The organism is Mammaliicoccus sciuri, assembly GCF_025561425.1.
Taxonomy (GTDB): Bacteria; Bacillota; Bacilli; order Staphylococcales; family Staphylococcaceae; genus Mammaliicoccus; species Mammaliicoccus sciuri_A.
In genome coordinates this window covers 752526-769104 of sequence record NZ_CP094824.1, presented here as the reverse complement: position 1 = coordinate 769104, position 16579 = coordinate 752526, and the positions used below count along the sequence as shown (strand labels likewise).

16 protein-coding genes and 1 pseudogene are annotated in these 16579 nt (G+C 34.3%); 1 reads left to right on the top strand and 16 read right to left on the bottom strand.

Annotated elements, in window-relative coordinates:
- Positions 1 to 285 precede the first annotated feature (285 nt).
- From moaA to MUA60_RS03765, 6 genes are read right to left on the bottom strand one after another with little or no spacing between them, the layout of a single operon-like run.
- Positions 286 to 1308, bottom strand: a complete 1023-nt coding sequence (gene moaA, locus MUA60_RS03790; protein WP_262649825.1) for a GTP 3',8-cyclase MoaA — start codon at positions 1306 to 1308, stop codon at positions 286 to 288.
- 28 nt (positions 1309 to 1336) lie between these two features.
- Positions 1337 to 1927, bottom strand: coding sequence for a molybdenum cofactor guanylyltransferase MobA (mobA, locus tag MUA60_RS03785; RefSeq protein WP_049320020.1), 591 nt, complete (start codon positions 1925 to 1927; stop codon positions 1337 to 1339).
- A gap of 7 nt (positions 1928 to 1934) precedes the next feature.
- Positions 1935 to 2168, bottom strand: a complete 234-nt coding sequence (gene moaD / locus MUA60_RS03780; protein ID WP_262649823.1) for a molybdopterin converting factor subunit 1 — start codon at positions 2166 to 2168, stop codon at positions 1935 to 1937.
- Positions 2168 to 2617, bottom strand: a complete 450-nt coding sequence (locus MUA60_RS03775) for a molybdenum cofactor biosynthesis protein MoaE (RefSeq protein ID WP_126477759.1) — start codon at positions 2615 to 2617, stop codon at positions 2168 to 2170. Before MUA60_RS03775 ends, moaD begins: the two co-directional genes overlap by 1 nt.
- Positions 2618 to 2625: 8 nt before the next feature.
- Positions 2626 to 3084 carry a molybdopterin-guanine dinucleotide biosynthesis protein B gene (mobB, locus tag MUA60_RS03770; RefSeq protein WP_262649821.1) on the bottom strand — a complete coding sequence of 153 codons (459 nt, stop codon included), beginning with the start codon at positions 3082 to 3084 and terminating at the stop codon, positions 2626 to 2628.
- On the bottom strand, positions 3081 to 4340 hold the full coding sequence (locus MUA60_RS03765) for a molybdopterin molybdotransferase MoeA (protein WP_262649820.1): 1260 nt from the start codon (positions 4338 to 4340) through the stop codon (positions 3081 to 3083). Before MUA60_RS03765 ends, mobB begins: the two co-directional genes overlap by 4 nt.
- A gap of 67 nt (positions 4341 to 4407) precedes the next feature.
- On the opposite strand from MUA60_RS03765, the gene moaC reads away from it, so the two are divergent.
- Entirely contained in the window at positions 4408 to 4887 is a 480-nt protein-coding gene (gene moaC, locus MUA60_RS03760) for a cyclic pyranopterin monophosphate synthase MoaC (RefSeq protein ID WP_262649819.1), read from the top strand.
- On the opposite strand, the gene MUA60_RS03755 is transcribed toward moaC, so the two are convergent.
- The 10 genes and pseudogenes from MUA60_RS03755 to MUA60_RS03710 all read right to left on the bottom strand — a co-directional run bounded on the left by MUA60_RS03755 (position 4888) and on the right by MUA60_RS03710 (position 16454).
- Positions 4888 to 5388 carry a MogA/MoaB family molybdenum cofactor biosynthesis protein gene (locus MUA60_RS03755; protein WP_394812733.1) on the bottom strand — a complete coding sequence of 167 codons (501 nt, stop codon included), beginning with the start codon at positions 5386 to 5388 and terminating at the stop codon, positions 4888 to 4890. It lies immediately after the preceding gene.
- A gap of 11 nt (positions 5389 to 5399) precedes the next feature.
- On the bottom strand, positions 5400 to 6401 hold the full coding sequence (locus MUA60_RS03750) for a ThiF family adenylyltransferase (RefSeq protein ID WP_262649818.1): 1002 nt from the start codon (positions 6399 to 6401) through the stop codon (positions 5400 to 5402).
- A 121-nt stretch (positions 6402 to 6522) separates the two neighbouring features.
- Complete coding sequence (locus MUA60_RS03745; protein WP_262649817.1) at positions 6523 to 7683, bottom strand: nitrate/nitrite transporter; 1161 nt, start codon at positions 7681 to 7683, stop codon at positions 6523 to 6525.
- 204 nt (positions 7684 to 7887) lie between these two features.
- Entirely contained in the window at positions 7888 to 8475 is a 588-nt protein-coding gene (locus tag MUA60_RS03740; RefSeq protein WP_262649816.1) for a nitrate respiration regulation response regulator NreC, read from the bottom strand.
- A 16-nt stretch (positions 8476 to 8491) separates the two neighbouring features.
- The gene (locus tag MUA60_RS03735) at positions 8492 to 9526 is read right to left on the bottom strand and encodes a sensor histidine kinase (protein ID WP_262649815.1); all 1035 of its coding nucleotides are present in this window, start codon (positions 9524 to 9526) and stop codon (positions 8492 to 8494) included.
- Positions 9523 to 9966, bottom strand: a complete 444-nt coding sequence (gene nreA / locus MUA60_RS03730; RefSeq protein WP_262649814.1) for a nitrate respiration regulation accessory nitrate sensor NreA — start codon at positions 9964 to 9966, stop codon at positions 9523 to 9525. Before nreA ends, MUA60_RS03735 begins: the two co-directional genes overlap by 4 nt.
- Positions 9967 to 9995: 29 nt before the next feature.
- Positions 9996 to 10676 carry a respiratory nitrate reductase subunit gamma gene (gene narI, locus MUA60_RS03725; RefSeq protein ID WP_262649812.1) on the bottom strand — a complete coding sequence of 227 codons (681 nt, stop codon included), beginning with the start codon at positions 10674 to 10676 and terminating at the stop codon, positions 9996 to 9998.
- A complete protein-coding gene (gene narJ, locus MUA60_RS03720; RefSeq protein WP_262649811.1) occupies positions 10669 to 11244 on the bottom strand; it encodes a nitrate reductase molybdenum cofactor assembly chaperone in 576 nt (191 codons plus the stop codon). Before narJ ends, narI begins: the two co-directional genes overlap by 8 nt.
- The gene (narH, locus tag MUA60_RS03715) at positions 11237 to 12793 is read right to left on the bottom strand and encodes a nitrate reductase subunit beta (RefSeq protein ID WP_262649810.1); all 1557 of its coding nucleotides are present in this window, start codon (positions 12791 to 12793) and stop codon (positions 11237 to 11239) included. The genes narJ and narH overlap by 8 nt, the downstream gene beginning before the upstream one ends.
- Positions 12783 to 16454 (bottom strand): annotated as a pseudogene (locus tag MUA60_RS03710) (nitrate reductase subunit alpha). Before MUA60_RS03710 ends, narH begins: the two are co-directional and overlap by 11 nt.
- Between the last annotated feature and the right edge of the window lie 125 nt (positions 16455 to 16579).

Sequence of the window (16579 nt, the reverse complement as noted above, 5' to 3'; positions counted from 1 at the left end):
GTCCTAGCTTGTTTTTAGAGTGTCGATAAAGTCTTAGACTTTGCCCGGCATTTTTTATGCGCATGCTTTCCGCGGGCATGTTCTCAGCCTGTAGTCTTCGAATCATGCTGTTCCCGCAGGAGTCAGCGCCAAAAAAACGCCAAAAATTAACAACATATTTTATAATATAATTGAAATTTTATTTAGTTATATTAGAATGTGCTAACTTCCATTATTACGAATTCTGGTAATTAGATATGCGCTCACTTAGAGACATTTCTCACAATTCTGTCCCTAACTTCTAGTCTAACCACCTATATAGTTCATATCAATTTTATTTTTCTTTCGTCTTGCTACAGTAGCTGCTGTTCGTTCATCTGAGTATCTGTCATCTCTTATATTCCATAAATACTTTAATGTGCTTAATAATTCTTCGTCTGTCTTACCGCTTCTTAGTTCTGATTTTATATCATAGCCATTCTTTTCAGCGAATAAGCAACCATAAAATTTACCGTCAGATGAAATTCTTGCTCGTGTACACGATGAACAAAATGATGCTGATACACTCGTGATCAAACCAAATTGTGCGCCGTTATCTTTATGGCGATAGTATGTTGCAACTTCTCCAAAATAATTGGCGTCCACTGGTTCTACATCATAGGCTGAAGAAATAATATTTAACATTTCTTTCTTAGTGACGACTTTATCAAAATTCCACCCATTATCATTACCTACATCCATAAATTCTATAAATCTTACGATAATGTTTTTCTCTTTAAAATGCTCAACAAGTGGCAATATTTCTTGGTCGTTCACCCCTTTTTGGATCACGACATTCACTTTAACTTTTAAACCTATGCTTACTGCATAATCTATTTGATCAAGTATTTGAGAAGCGGATATTTGACGATTATTAATCGATTTAAATAATTCATCATCCATTGCATCTATACTTACATTCACTCTTCGTAGTCCAGCATTGTATAAATTCAATCCATGTTTTTTTAACAACATACCATTTGTCGTTAATCCGATGTCTTCTATACCATCTATCTTATTCAAAGCTTCTACAAGCTCGTATAGATTTCGTCTTAGAAGCGGTTCTCCGCCTGTAATTCTAATTTTATTTACACCAAGTGAGCTGTATAACTGAGATAATCTCGTAATTTCTTCAAAACTCAACAATTCTTCTTTAGGTAAAAAGACGTAATCATCTCCAAAAATTTCTTTTGGCATACAGTAATCACAACGAAAATTACATCTATCGGTAACGGATATTCTTAAATCTCTAATTGGTCTTCCTAATTTATCTTTGATAGGTTGATGCATCGTAACGCCCCCTCTACCTATACAATCGTTAAGACTCGGCTTTTTCTAAATCTTCAATGTAATTTATATTTTGGTACCAATTAGTTGAATCTTTCACATTTGATACATCTAACCATTGTGAAGGTTTCTTTTCATATATATCTTTCATTCTAAAAGCTTCATGGTCTAACGCTTCTTTAATGTCCGCTTCGACACGATGACTATAAAATGCTAATGTCGGCATTTTTTTACCATTTGCTTCGTATCCAGCAATGTCTAGCTGTTCTTCCATTACACGCGAAATAAAAAATTGATATAAATGACTAATCGCTTTTTCGGTAATTTTAGGTGTATCGCAAGCAATCACAAAATAACATTCCGAATCATGTTTTTGCATCACGCTATAAATCCCACCTAAAGGACCATTATTTTTGTACTTTGATAAATCTACGACAACATTATGGTGATTAAATGAATCCTTCAATTCTTCACTCGTACTAATCACAACTTTTTCAAATAAATTCGTTTGATTTAAAGTTTGAATGATTTTTTCATAAAAAACTTCTCCATTAATTGTCGCTAACGCTTTTGGTGAACCGAATCTACTGGACTTACCGCCAGCTAGAACTATTGCTATCATTTTCTCTTTACCCTCCACTAACTGGTGGAATCAATGCAACAACATCTTGGTCTGTTATGACACTTGATTCTTGCACAAATTCCTCATTTACAGCAACTTGAAAAGTTTCATCCCTTAACTCTGGATGCTTCTCAACTAAATATTGCTTAAAGTTTAACACAGAGTAGTCTTGGTTAAGAGTTATTTGCTCTTCATTTATGTTTATTATTTCTTTTAAATGAGCAAAATACAATACTTTCATTATTCACCCTCCATTTGAATAGAAGAATGGTATTGTTTTTGACTGCCTTGCCATTCTTCCCCATCTTCCCATATTTCTTTTTTCCAGATTGGCACGATTTCTTTAATCCTCTCAATCGCATATTCATTTGCTTTATATGCATCTTTTCTATGCGGTGAAGATACACTGATAACAACAGCTATATCTGATATTTGTAATTCACCAATTCTATGTGCAATTGCAACTATTGTACCTGGCCATTTTTCTTTAATTTCATCACCAATTTGAGCTAATTTCTTCTCTGCCATTGGGATGTATGCCTCATAAGCTAAGTACTCTGTTTTAATGCCTTTAGTCCATTCTCTAACATGGCCTGTAAAGACAACAACTGCACCTTGTTTTTCATTAAGTGTCCAGTTTCTGTATTGTTCAGGATTTATTGGATCATTGACGATTTCAAATTGTTTCACTTCTACACCTACTTTTTCAACCAATTTTCAAACCAAACTATAAAGTCTTTCTTTTCTTCAAGATTAAACGCATCAAACTGATATACAATATTGTGTAATGTTTGTGCTAAATCTTCAGATTGCTTCGTCAAAAGTACTTTTGGAAAATGATCATGCTTAAATCCTTCAATTAATAGCACAGCAGGCTCAACAGACAAATCTTCATCGATTATTTGCTGTAATGACTTCTCTTCATACGTTACTCTCTCTATTAACTGTTTACCCAACACGATACTTTCTTTAGCACCACTGTTAATAAACGTTAAACTGTCTACTTCTTTATGATTTAAAGAAATTTCGTCTGCACCGTGCCCATGATGTTTAATTGTAGATACTGTTAATTGCTGACTACGACATTCTTTAATTAATTCATTTATTAATGTTGTTTTACCACTATTTTTATAACCAACTATTTGTAATATCTTCATAGTGTTAATTTACTTTCATATGACTGATGGTCTGTTAATAGAACTTTCACTTCGTCACCTTTTTGATAGCCTCTTGTTCCACTAGGTAAAATAATCATACCATTACTTTTAGCAATCGCGACAACCGCATTTGATTTATTAAATCCTGAAGGCTCAGCATAAACACCTTGTGAAGTGAAGGATAATTTACCTCTAATAAATCTCGTGAATGGGTTAGCTTTTTTAAAGTCTTCATTCAACTTCGCGTCTATGATGACTGGGTATATAGCATCAGCAGACATCATTTTTTGAATGGTTGGCTTCGTAAACAAATGAAATCCTGAGTAACAAGCTGATGGATTGCCTGATAAACCAAACAACATCTTATTATCTTTGTGAGCAACAGTTGTTACGCTACCCGGTCTCATTTGCACTTTATTAAAGAGTACTGTTGCACCAATTGCATCATACACTTTCGGTAAATAGTCGAAGTCTCCAACTGATACCCCACCTGTTGTAATCACGATATCATGTTGTGACATTGCTTTCTCAACAATATCAATGCAGCCTTGTAAGTTATCTTCTTGAATGTTGTATGTAGTAGCTTCGATATCAACTTCTTTACATAACGATTCAATCATTGGACCATTTGAATTTCTAATCTTACCTGGTTCTAATGGTTCATTTGGACCTACTAACTCACTACCTGTTGCGATGACGGCAACGGTTGGCTTTTTGGATACTTTAACAGTTTGGTAACCAAATGTTGCCAAAACTGCAATAACACCACTATTTATACGTTGTCCTTTATGTAAGACGCATTCATTTTCTTTACATTCTTCGCCTTGAAAAGCGACATTTTCGCCTTCCGTAAATGGTTTACGAATAGTAAATCCTGTTTCTGTTTCCACTGTTTGTTCAAACATTACAACTGCATCTACACCTTCAGATATAGGTGCGCCAGTCATAATACGTACCGCTTCTCCACTATTTAAAGTCACATTTGAAGCTGTTCCAGCACCGATATGATCTACAACTTTAAATGATATTCTATTCTCTCCTGATGCCCCTTTAGAATCAGCACTTTTAATTGCAAACCCATCGTAAGGTGACTTATCAAATCGAGGAATATCGTAAGTTGCTTGAATATCTTCAGCAAGAATATAGTTTAAACTATCATTTATTGATACTGTTTCTGTCTCTAATTGCTTTACTACTTTGATAACACGTTCAATAGCTTCTTTTACTGGTATAGGTGTTCTCATTTCAACTGTCAATTGTCTGCACTCCCTATCAATTTATTTAAACTTACATGTTATAATACCTTTAGAAAGGATGATGATTTTGTCTGAATTTACACATTTTAATGAGCAAGGCCATGCAAAAATGGTCGATGTCTCAGATAAAGAAATAAGCACACGTATCGCAATTGCAAACTCAAGTATTAAAGTAAATCAAACAATCTATGATCAAATAAAAAATGCAACAAATAAAAAAGGCGATGTACTTGGTACAGCACAAATTGCTGGCATTATAGCTGCTAAGAATACAAGCCAATTGATACCTATGTGTCACCCACTTCAATTAACAGGCATCGATATTTCTTATGAATGGGATAAAGATGAACCATACACAATAAATATTTCAGCAACCGTTAAGACGAAAGGTCAAACCGGTGTAGAAATGGAAGCTTTAACTGCTGCAAGTGTTACAGCTTTAACAATATATGATATGTGTAAAGCCGTTGATAAAGGCATGGTTATAGGTGAAACATATTTATCTTATAAGACTGGTGGCAAAAACGGCGACTTCAAACGCCAATAGTTATTTATTAAGCTCATGTACTAAATGATTCAATTCTTTAGTTATGAGCTTTTCCATTGCTAATTTAACTGCACCTGTAGACCCCGGTATTGAAATAATAACTTGATGCCCAACTGTACCTGCAATTGCTCTAGAAAGTATGGCTCTCGTACCTACATCTTCTGTATAACTTAAATATCTAAATATCTCACCGAATCCTTCTATTTCTTTATCTAGTAAAGGTTTAATCGCCTCGATCGTCACATCTCTTTGACTAATACCTGTACCGCCAGTTGTAATAATGGCGTCTACATCTTTACTTAACCACTCATTTACTTGTGTTTGAATTTCAGTGACATCATCTTTAACAATTTGATAATGCCCCTCTTTAATTTCAACATTGAGATCATTCAAATATTGTTGAACAAGTTGTCCACCTTTATCTGTTTCTTTCGTTCTCGTATCACTTACGGTTAATATTGACACATTTATAAGACGATCTATTCTATTAACTACACTCATCGATTTAACTCCTATCCAAACATATTCTCAACAAATTGTCTGCCTTCTTCTACAGAATCCAAATCATGAATTAATAATCTACCATTATTAAATGCTACGACACGATGGTCATCGTATAAATACTGAATCATATAAGCATTAGAACGATGCAATAATCCATTTTGAGCAACAAACTTTTCAATTGCTGGTCGATTAAGTTTCTCGTTTATATATTGAACAGTATGACGGCCGCATAATTCAGTTAGTTGTTTGTCTGAATTTGATAATTTTGAATAAGTTGGTTCTGCTCCACAAGTCTCACAATCGTCTCGTTTCATTTGTTCAAATCCAAATGATTGATGTTCACCGAACCAAACGTCACCGTACGTAATTTTAGGTGTAAATGAATAACCAGCTAATATTTTAAGTGCATCTGCAACTTGTAAACTTGCTGCCATTGTAACAGCAGGATTTATCACGCCTACTGTGTCACAAGTTCTGTTAATCACTGGTAATTGTGGTAATACACAGTTGAAGCAAGGTGTTTCACTAGGCACAAAAGTCGCTTGAACATAAGTAGATTCTAAACATGCGCCATATATCCACGGAATATTCATCTTGTACGCAAAATCATTAATAATTTGTCTCGTATTAAAATTATCTGTCGCATCAATAATAATGTTTGAGTAACGCGCAACTTCATGTAATAACTTTGCATCACATTGTGCAATATAAGATTTTATTGTAATGTCTTCACGAATTTTCTTTAAATGTCTTTCTGCTGCTACGACTTTAGGCAACATTTCTTTAATATCATTCTCTATAAATAATGTTTGTCTTTGTAAATTTGACGATTCAACATAATCTCGATCAATAATATTGAGTCTCTTTATACCCGATCTAGTCAACTGTTCAGCAACATGAGTACCAAGTGCACCCATGCCTACAATAGTGACACTCGCTTGTTCAATTCTTTCTTGACCTTGTTCTCCAATTTTATCGAATAAAATTTGACGAGAATAACGTTCGTTCATTTATATCAACCTTTCACGAATCTCTTTAACTCTATTATAGAGTTAAACGCTTTTATCCTCAATTAATTATAAGGCTGAGGCAACACATTGCCTCAGCCTTTTTAATTTTAAAGACAAACAACTAAACATGCTTACTTTCTATTTTAGTCATATGCATCATTGTAATGAGTGCAATCACACCAAATATAGCAAGCATAAAGAATGCTAAATGATTTGAACCAGTCAAACTCGTTACTAACGTTATCATTAATGGTGGGAAGAAGCCGCCGAGACCACCCATCATAGATACGATTCCGTTTACAACACCTGCTTCTTTTGTGAAGTATGTTGGTACAAGTTTAAATACTAGTCCATTACCAATACCTGCACAAACACTTATCGTTAAACATCCAATTGTAAACAAGATGAGATGATGTGATATTGAAAGTACGATTGCGCCCGCTATTAAACCGATAAAGAATATTTTCAATACGTTTAAAGCATTAAATTTATCTCCTAACATACCACCAATTGGTCTAAGTAATGTTGCAATCGCAATAAAGATACCTGTTCTAATACCCGCATCTACTTTATCAATTTCAAAATGACTCACTAAAAAGTTTGGCAAGAACAAACCAAATGCAACAAATGCACCAAATGTAATAAAATACCAGAAACTAAAATAGTAAAGTTTATAGTTATTGATGACTTGCTTCGTTTGTGAAATCATTGGAATTTTCACTTTAGGTTCTTCTTTATCTCCAAAGATAAACATTAATACTGAGAAGATAAGTAATACGATTAAATAAAGTTGTACAGTATGCTGCCATCCGATAATGCCTGCAATTGGAGGTGCTAAAAATGATGATACAGCTGTCCCTAAATTCCCCATTCCATAAATACCATTCGCAAAACCATGCTTTTCTTTTGGAAAATATTTAGGAATAGAAGTAACACCTACTGAAAAGATTGCACCACCAAGACCTATAAAGAATCCTGCAACCATCAATCCTGTAGTTGAATGTGCTTGGCTTAAATAAAAAACTGGAAATAATAAAATAATAAAACTCACTAAAAATACAAGTCTAGAACCTAATAAGTTCGTATAGTAGCCAATTGGTATTCTTAAAATCGATCCTAAAATAACAGGGATTGCTAAAATAATGGCTTTCTGACCTTCTTCTACACTTATATCTTGTGTAATATAAGGCATTAAAGGTGCGAGTATACTCCAAACCATAAATCCTGCCATTAAACTAAAGGTTTGGAGCGGTAGTTGAACTTTTCCTAAATTGTTTCTCATGTTTTTCACCCTTCGAAATTAATCTTTATGTATAATCTTTCCAATATTATTGTAGGTTATTTGTGAAAAAGTGCACATAAGGATATCCCCTTATTGAAACATGGAAAATCCCTATATTCATTTATAAATTCAATCCGATAAAAAACATAAAAAGACCTGACAAACTGAGGCTTTTGAGTCACAATTTATCAGGTCAATTTTGTTTTAGAAGTCTAATAATTTTTTCTTCATAGCATATTCAACTAATTCTGGACGCGATTTTAAACCGAGTTTATCCATAATTCTCGCTTTATGTGCTTCAATCGTTTTGACAGAAACAAATAATTTCTCCGCAATTTCTTTATTACCATAACCCTTTGCGATTAAAGGTAAGATTTCTAGTTCTCTTTGAGACAATATTTTAAATGGATCAGAAGTACTTTGCTCATTGTTACCTTGATGATTAAAGAGTTCGTTCACGAGCGAACTTGTAACTTTAGAATCAATATACATATCGCCTCTATATATCGTTCTTACAGCATGAATTAATTCTTCATCATCAAACATCGTTAATATTAATATTTTAGTTTGCTTAAAGTCTTCTGCTATTTTACCAGTTGCGATTAATCCCGATTCACCAGGTGGCATACTTAAATCCATGATCAATACATCTGGTGAATGTTTTGCAACCATTTGATATGCTTCTATACCATCTGCAGCTGTCGCAACAACTTCCATGTCTTCTTGATAATTCAAAATCATTGAAAAGCCTGTTCTCACCACTGCATGATCATCTGCTATTACGATTTTCATATATACCACCCACCATTTATGCTATTGGTACATTCAATTTAATATTTGTACCTTTTTTAAGTTTACTTTCGATATTGATTTTACCGCCAACGATTTCAGCACGTTCTTTCATCCCATATATACCAAGTCCTGAACCTTTTGGCTGACTGCCTAATACAAAGCCATTTCCTTGGTCAGCAATTTCAACTTCTATTTCATTGCCATCACAAGACATATGTACATCAACACTATCCACATTAGCATACTTCAACGCATTAAACACCGCTTCTTGTACAATTCTATATACGACCGTTTCAATCTCCGTATTAAAACGTTTAATAGACGAATCATAATGATAGTGAACATGGAACCCAAAATTTTTCTCAAGCTGTTTAAAATATGACTTAAAAGCTGCGTCTAGTCCAAGGTCATCTAATGATGAAGGTCTTAGTTCTAAAGATAAGTTTCTAATATCATCGATTAATCGAGACATTAACGTTTCAATATGTTGAGACTGCTGCTTCAATACGTCAATATCATTCTGATATTTCAATAATCTAAGTTCAACACTGACATTTAGCAATTCTTGAACAACACCATCGTGTAACTCTCTAGAAATTCTTTTACGTTCGTTTTCTTGTGCGGATATTGTTTTTTGGATCATCGTTTGTTGATGTAATTTCTGCTGTCTTTCAATTTGTGGCGATACATTTTGTAATGTATACACTTTAACATCGTCTTCTTGACTAATCGTTTGATAAGTCGCTGTAAAAGGTTCAACAGTCCCGCTATTTGTCTGCATAAACACTTGAAAACTTGTATTACCAATCTTTGAAGACTCTAAAAAACAGTCTCTACATGATTGTAAGGCATATTCATTTGAATAACCTTCACATCTACTACAAATGGCATGTGTCAATGATGATTGATTGTCTTCAGAGATTACTCTTCGGGCAGCTTCATTCATATTAATAACCTGTCCTTTACTATTTAAAAACACAATCATTTCGCTCGTTTTTTCATAGTATTGTTTTAATATATCCATTAATATTGAAGCATCTTCTGAACTCATGCATTCATCATATCCTTTCCATAAAATGGTCCAAAGCGATTAAAATCATTCATATCTATTTCAGGAAATTGTTTTTCATCACGTTGTCCAAGCAAGAGTACACCACATACTCGATACTTTTTCCATAATGGAATTGCAAGCAATGATGTTAATTGTTCACTTTGAACAATTGGATAGTTAAAGGGTTGATCACGATATGGACTTTCTTTCAAATCATGAATTTCAATAGGTTTGCCACTTTTAATCACAATTCCTGCTATCCCTCTTCCGCTTCTTAAAACGATGTTTTGATATCTATGATTTAAATTTCCAGATACATATTGCCACTTTATATGAAAGTGAGCAGCGTCTTCAGAAGTCATAGCTAATCCGACAAAATCAACACCATAAGTACTACGAATAAGATCCAACTGTTCCTGAAAATTAAAATCATTAGACATTTTAAACACCTCGACTTTTTATTTATAGTTTAATTTGTTTTATGTTTTCTGTAAATAATGTAACTTCTACTGAAGTAATTAAGTGGCACACTCCAAACATGTACCAATCTCGTAAATGGCCATAAACTTGTGATTAAAAATCCTAAAATAATATGCGTCTTAAATGTTAAAGGTACGTCATTCATTAAAGCAACATCCGGTTTAAAGATTAATAAACCTCTAAACCAAACAGAAATTGTTTGTCTATAATCAAAGTCTGGTGTTGTCGCGTTCGTCCATAACGTTGAAATACAACCCATCAATACAATCACTAACAATAATATATTCACAATAATGTCCGATGCTGAACTTAACCTTCTTACATTTTGTTTCGTGATTCTTCTAGCTGTTAACAGAACCATACCGATTAATGTCACAATACCGAAAATACTTCCAATATAAACTGCACCGATATGATATAAATGATCATTAACGCCGACACTACTCAACCATTCTGCAGGTATGCCCAAACCAACTATATGTCCGAATATAACTGGAATAATACCTAAGTGAAATAAAATACTTCCCCACATCAATTGTTTCTTCTCAATAAACTCACTAGACTTTGCTGTCCATGAAAATTGATCATATTTAAATCTGAATAAATGACCAGTAATAAAAATAGCGATACATAAATAAGGATAGATAACCCATATAAATTGATTAATCACCGTTGATCACCTTCTCTTGCTCTACTACACATGATTTTAACGTTTCTCTAATTGCTTTAATTAGATGAAAATACGGACTGTTTTGTTTACCTAAAGCTTGAAGCAATCCATACGTTCCATCTTCAATGACCATCACAACAAGCGTTAAACTTTCTTGTGCACGACTGTCACCTCTCCACTCTGCAGCATATAAGAATTCAAGCATAAGCGGTAAAAAATCTGACAGTTCATTTTGAGGCATTTTTAGCCCGAACATTTCATAAAGTACTTTTAATCTTGCTAGCATTTGTCCTCGTTCTTTTTGTTCTGTTAGCTTGTTGTATGTCATATATAACGTCGTCTTTTTTTCAAAATCAAACGTTCTTGTATACACTTCTTGAATATCATCTAATGAAATATCATGCATATTTTCCCAATATTGCTTAATGTCACGATAAGCCGGATGATTGGTATCGAAAGCTTTATTAAATGCTTTAGGATGAAAATCTAACTTTTCTGGATAAGTTAACTGGTTACTATAGAAACCAAAGCTTTCTTTAAGTTCATATAATGCATCTAAATTAATCACGGAAAATCCCTCCATAGAAGTTCTCATTGTATATTTCTTGTCCGGATTTTTGCTCTGATAATCCTTGAACACCACAACCATCACAATTTGGACCAAACATTTCGCCGCCATATCCTTGACTACCTTGTGCTCTGTAAGTATCCATATAACCTTCTTTATGTGATGTTGGAACAACAAAACGATCTTCGTGTTTAGCAATCGCGAGTAATCTATACATCGATTTCGTTTGTCTTTCAGTGAGTCCTACACGTTCAAGTCTTGAAATATCAAAGTCTTTACCACTTGATTTAGCTCTCATATAACTACGCATCATCGCCATTTTTTGCAATGCTTCTTTAACTGTCTTCGTATCACCTGCTGTTAGCATATTTGCTAAATATTGAACAGGTAATCTCATTTCTTCTATTGCTGGGAAAATCATATCTGGATTTCTAATAGAATCTTTACCTTCAAAGTAATTCATAATCGGACTTAATGGTGGACAATACCATACCATTGGCAATGTTCGATATTCAGGGTGTAAAGGAAACGCTAATTTATATTCTATTGCCAGTTTATATACTGGTGAATTTTGTGCCGCTTCAATCCAATCATGTGAAATACCATCTTTTTCAGCTTGTTGAATAATATCTTCATCAAATGGATCTAAAAATAGATCAAGTTGCTTTTGATATAAGTCTTTTTCGTTTTCTGCAGAAGCTGCTTCTTGAACTTTGTCAGCATCATAAAGTAATACACCTAAATATCTCATACGACCTGTACATGTTTCAGAACATACTGTTAGTAAACCAGCTTCAACTCTTGGGAAACAGAATGTACATTTTTCTGCTTTGTTCGTTTTCCAGTTGAAATATACTTTCTTATAAGGACAACCTGTCATACAATATCTCCAACCACGACATGCATCTTGGTCGACAAGTACAATACCATCTTCATCTCTTTTATACATTGCACCAGATGGACATGATGCAACGCAGCTTGGGTTTAAGCAATGTTCACACAGTCTTGGTAAATACATCATAAATGTTTGGTCGAAGTTAAATTTAATTTCTTCTTCGATTTTTTGAATGTTTGGATCAGTAGGTCCTGTAACATGAGCACCCGCTAAATCATCTTCCCAGTTCGGTCCCCATTTAATATCTAATTTTCTACCTGAAATAACAGATTCAGCTTTTGCAACTGGAGAATGATTCCCCTCTTTAGCTGTTGTTAAATGTTTATAATTATATGTCCACGGCTCGTAATAATCTTTCATTTCTGGCATATCAGAATTATAGAAAATTTTACCCAGTGCAATTTTAGATAGTTTACTACCTGATTTTAATTCTAATTTTCCTTTTTTGTTGAGTACCCAACCACCTTTATAAGTTTCTTGGTCTTCCCAACGTTTCGGATAACCGATACCAGGTTTCGTTTCGACATTATTAAACCATATATATTCAGCGCCTGGTCTATTTGTCCATGTACTTTTACATGTGACACTACATGTATGACATCCTATACATTTATCTAAATTCATAACCATAGCTACTTGCGCTTTAATCTTCAAGCCAATCTACCTCCTTCATTTTTCTGATGGCAACATATACATCTCTTTGGTTTCCAATTGGCCCATAGTAATTAAAGCCATAACTAATTTGTGCATAACCGCCTACTAATTGCGTAGGTTTCAAGTGGATACGTGTAGGTGCGTTATGTGAACCACCACGAGTATCTGTAATTTCTGATCCAGGTGTCTCAATATGTTTATCTTGTGCGTGATACATAAACATCGTACCTCTAGGCATTCTATGAGATACAACTGCTCTTGCTGTAACAACACCATTTCTGTTATATACTTCTAACCAATCATTATCTTTAATGTCGTTCGCCATTGCGTCTTCTTTCACAATCCATACAGTTGGACCACCTCTAAATAACGTCAACATATGCAAATTATCTTGGTATGTTGAATGAATATTCCACTTACCATGTGGCGTTAAATATCTTAATACTAATGTATCTACGCCACCTTTTATGTTTTTATCTTTCGTACCGAATACCATTGGCGGTAATGTTGGTTTATAGATAGGTAAGTTCTCGCCAAACTGTAAAAATACTTCATGATCAATATAATAACTTTGTCTACCTGTTAACGTTCTATACGGTACAAGACGTTCGATATTTGTCGTAAATGGTGAATATCTTCTACCTAATTTGTTTGAACCCGGGAATACTGCTGTCGGTATAACTTCTCTCGGTTGTGCTGTTATATTTTGGAATGTGATTTTTTCTGATGCACGTTCACTAGAAATATCTTTCAATGTCATGCCTGTTTGTTCTTCTAAATCTTCGTAAGATTTTTGTGAGACTTTACCATTTGAAGCTGATGAAACATTCAATATGACATCTGCTACTTTACGTGCTGTATCCATTCTAGGAAGGCCATTTTTAACAGTATCATCTTCCCACGTATCTAACATAAGCTTCAATTCATCATATTGCTCTTTTACTGAGAAACTTACCCCATGTGCACCTACTTTACCTTTTTCTAATAATGGTCCCACTGATACATATTTATCGTATATGGCTGTATAATCTCTTTCTACAACTGCGAAACCAGGCATCGTTTTACCAGGTATTGCTTCAATTTCACCTTTAGACCAATCTTTAACAATTCCGTACGGTGTTGAAATCTCTTGTTTAGAATCATGTGCTAAAGGCGTTGTTACAACATCTTTAAATGTGCCTTTCATATGTGTCTTCGCTAAATCCGAAACAGATTTTGCTAATGTTTTATAAATATCCCAGTCTGATTTTGATTCCCATAATGGGTCAACTGCAGGATTAAATGGATGAATGAATGGATGCATATCAGTAGAAGAAATATCATGTTTTTCATACCACGTTGCTGCTGGTAATACGACATCTGCATACAACGGTGTTGCAGTCATTCTAAAATCTAGCGCAACTAATAAATCTAGTTTACCGGTTGTTTCTTCTCGCCATACAATTTCTTCTGGTTTATCTGTTTCATTAGGATTTGCTAATAGACCTGATTTAGTTCCTAATAAATGTTTCATAAAGTACTCTTGTCCCTTAGCTGAACTAGAGATTAAATTTGAACGCCATACGAACAATGTTTTTGGATGATTTTTCTTTGCATCTGGATCTTCTATAGCAAATTTAGTCTTTTTAGATTTTACAGATTCAACTGCCCTTTGAAGAATTGCTTCATTTGAGTCATCTCCTGCATCTTTCGCTTCTTCACCAAACAATAAGCTATTACAATCAAATTGCGGATATGATGGTAGCCATCCTAATCGAGCAGCTAATACGTTATAATCAGCTGGATGTTGATGTTTTAATTCATTTGATAATGGTGACTGTAATTTATCAACACCAGACTCTTCATATTTCCACTGATCCGTTGCAAAGTAGAACCAACTTGTAGCATTTTGAAGTCTAGGTGGTCCTTGCCAATCTTTCGCAAAAGCAATCGTTGACCAACCTTCAATCGGACGACATTTTTCTTGACCAACGTAATGCGCCCATCCGCCACCATTTACACCTTGGCATCCACATAAGATAACAAGGTTTAATATAGATCGATAGATCGTATCAGAGTTAAACCAGTGATTGATACCTGCCCCCATAATAATCATTGAGCGACCATTTGTATCAACTGCATTTTGTGCAAATTCTCTAGCTACTTGTGTCACTATTGAATATTTAACACCTGTTACTTTTTCTTGCTATTTAGGTGAATACATTGAATTTTCATCTTCATAACTTGTTGCTTCTAATGGATGATTTAATCTTCTTACGCCATATTGACTTGTCATTAAGTCGTATATTGTCGCGATATAAATTGTTTCTCCGTCTTTATTTTCGATTTCTTTAACGATAATAGGTCTTTCAAAAATACCATTTCCATCATTATCAAAATACGGAAATTGAATTGTCATCACTTTTGATTCATGGTCTTTAAAAGATAGAGCTGGATCTATTTCTTTTCCATCTTCACCAACTAAATTTAAATTCCATTTAACGCCTTCTTCATATCTTTGTCCCATTGTTCCATTAGGTATGACAAGTTGTTTACTATTTTGATCGAATACAACAGGCTTCCACTCTGCGTGTTCTGTTTCTATACCTAAATCACTTGATCTTAAGAAACGACCTGCTTTATAGCCTTCTCCATGTTTATCAAGTTGTATAATAAAAGGCATATCAGTGTATTGTTTAGCATAGTTGATAAACATCTCTTCTTGTTTATCTTCATAATATTCTTGAAGAATGACATGTGTCATGGCTTGCGCTAATGCTGCATCTGTACCTGGATTTGGTGCTAACCAGTTGTCAGCAAATTTCACATTTTCAGCATAGTCTGGTGCGACAGACACGACTTTAGTACCTTTGTATCTAACTTCTGTCATAAAATGCGCATCTGGAGTACGCGTTAATGGTACATTTGATCCCCACATAATAATATAACCGGCGTTATACCAATCACTTGATTCAGGTACATCCGTTTGTTCACCCCAGATTTGTGGTGAAGCGGGTGGTAAGTCAGCATACCAATCATAAAAACTAAGCATTTCCCCACCTAATAACGATATAAAACGCGCACCTGAAGCATAGCTAATCATGGACTTAGCCGGTATAGGTGTAAATCCAGCAATTCTATCTGGACCATATTTTTTCACAGTATATATAATTTGTGCTGCGATGAGTTGTGTCACATCTCTCCAATTGACGCGAACATGTCCACCTTTACCGCGTGCACTTTTATAAATTTCAGCCTTCTGTTCATCTTCAACAATGGATGCCCAAGCGACAACAGGATCTCCGTATTCACTTAAAGCAGCTTTCCAAAGTTTCCATAACTTACCTCTAACATAAGGAAATTTCACACGTAATGGACTATATTCATACCATGAAAAAGAAGCACCACGCGGACATCCTCTAGGTTCAAACTCAGGCATATCAGGTCCACAAGAAGGATAATCAATTTGTTGATTTTCCCATGTAATCACACCATTTTTCACGAATACTTTCCATGAACAAGAACCTGTACAGTTCACACCATGAGTCGTTCTGACAACTTTATCGTGGCTCCATCTTTCTCTGTACATTTTCTCCCATTCTCTACTTTTTTCATCTAATATAGACCAATTTCCATTAAATTTTTCGGTTGGCTTAAAGAATTTCAAACCTAACTTAGACATAGTTAGAACCTCCTATTATTTGCCCTTAATTATCTATATCAATTGTATTTTTTTCACAATGTTTATGTATTAGGGGATTACCTATACAACATAACGAATTCCCTACATTCTTTTATTTGCACAAA

Excerpts from the sequence above, each read along its gene's own strand:
- moaA (WP_262649825.1), bottom strand. The coding sequence starts at position 1,308 with ATGCATCAACCTATCAAAGATAAATTAGGAAGACCAATTAGAGATTTA.
- mobA (WP_049320020.1), bottom strand. The coding sequence starts at position 1,927 with ATGATAGCAATAGTTCTAGCTGGCGGTAAGTCCAGTAGATTCGGTTCA.
- moaD (WP_262649823.1), bottom strand. The coding sequence starts at position 2,168 with ATGAAAGTATTGTATTTTGCTCATTTAAAAGAAATAATAAACATAAAT.
- mobB (WP_262649821.1), bottom strand. The coding sequence starts at position 3,084 with ATGAAGATATTACAAATAGTTGGTTATAAAAATAGTGGTAAAACAACA.
- MUA60_RS03755 (WP_394812733.1), bottom strand. The coding sequence starts at position 5,388 with ATGAGTGTAGTTAATAGAATAGATCGTCTTATAAATGTGTCAATATTA.
- MUA60_RS03750 (WP_262649818.1), bottom strand. The coding sequence starts at position 6,401 with ATGAACGAACGTTATTCTCGTCAAATTTTATTCGATAAAATTGGAGAA.
- MUA60_RS03745 (WP_262649817.1), bottom strand. The coding sequence starts at position 7,683 with ATGAGAAACAATTTAGGAAAAGTTCAACTACCGCTCCAAACCTTTAGT.
- MUA60_RS03740 (WP_262649816.1), bottom strand. The coding sequence starts at position 8,475 with ATGAAAATCGTAATAGCAGATGATCATGCAGTGGTGAGAACAGGCTTT.
- MUA60_RS03735 (WP_262649815.1), bottom strand. The coding sequence starts at position 9,526 with ATGAGTTCAGAAGATGCTTCAATATTAATGGATATATTAAAACAATAC.
- nreA (WP_262649814.1), bottom strand. The coding sequence starts at position 9,966 with ATGTCTAATGATTTTAATTTTCAGGAACAGTTGGATCTTATTCGTAGT.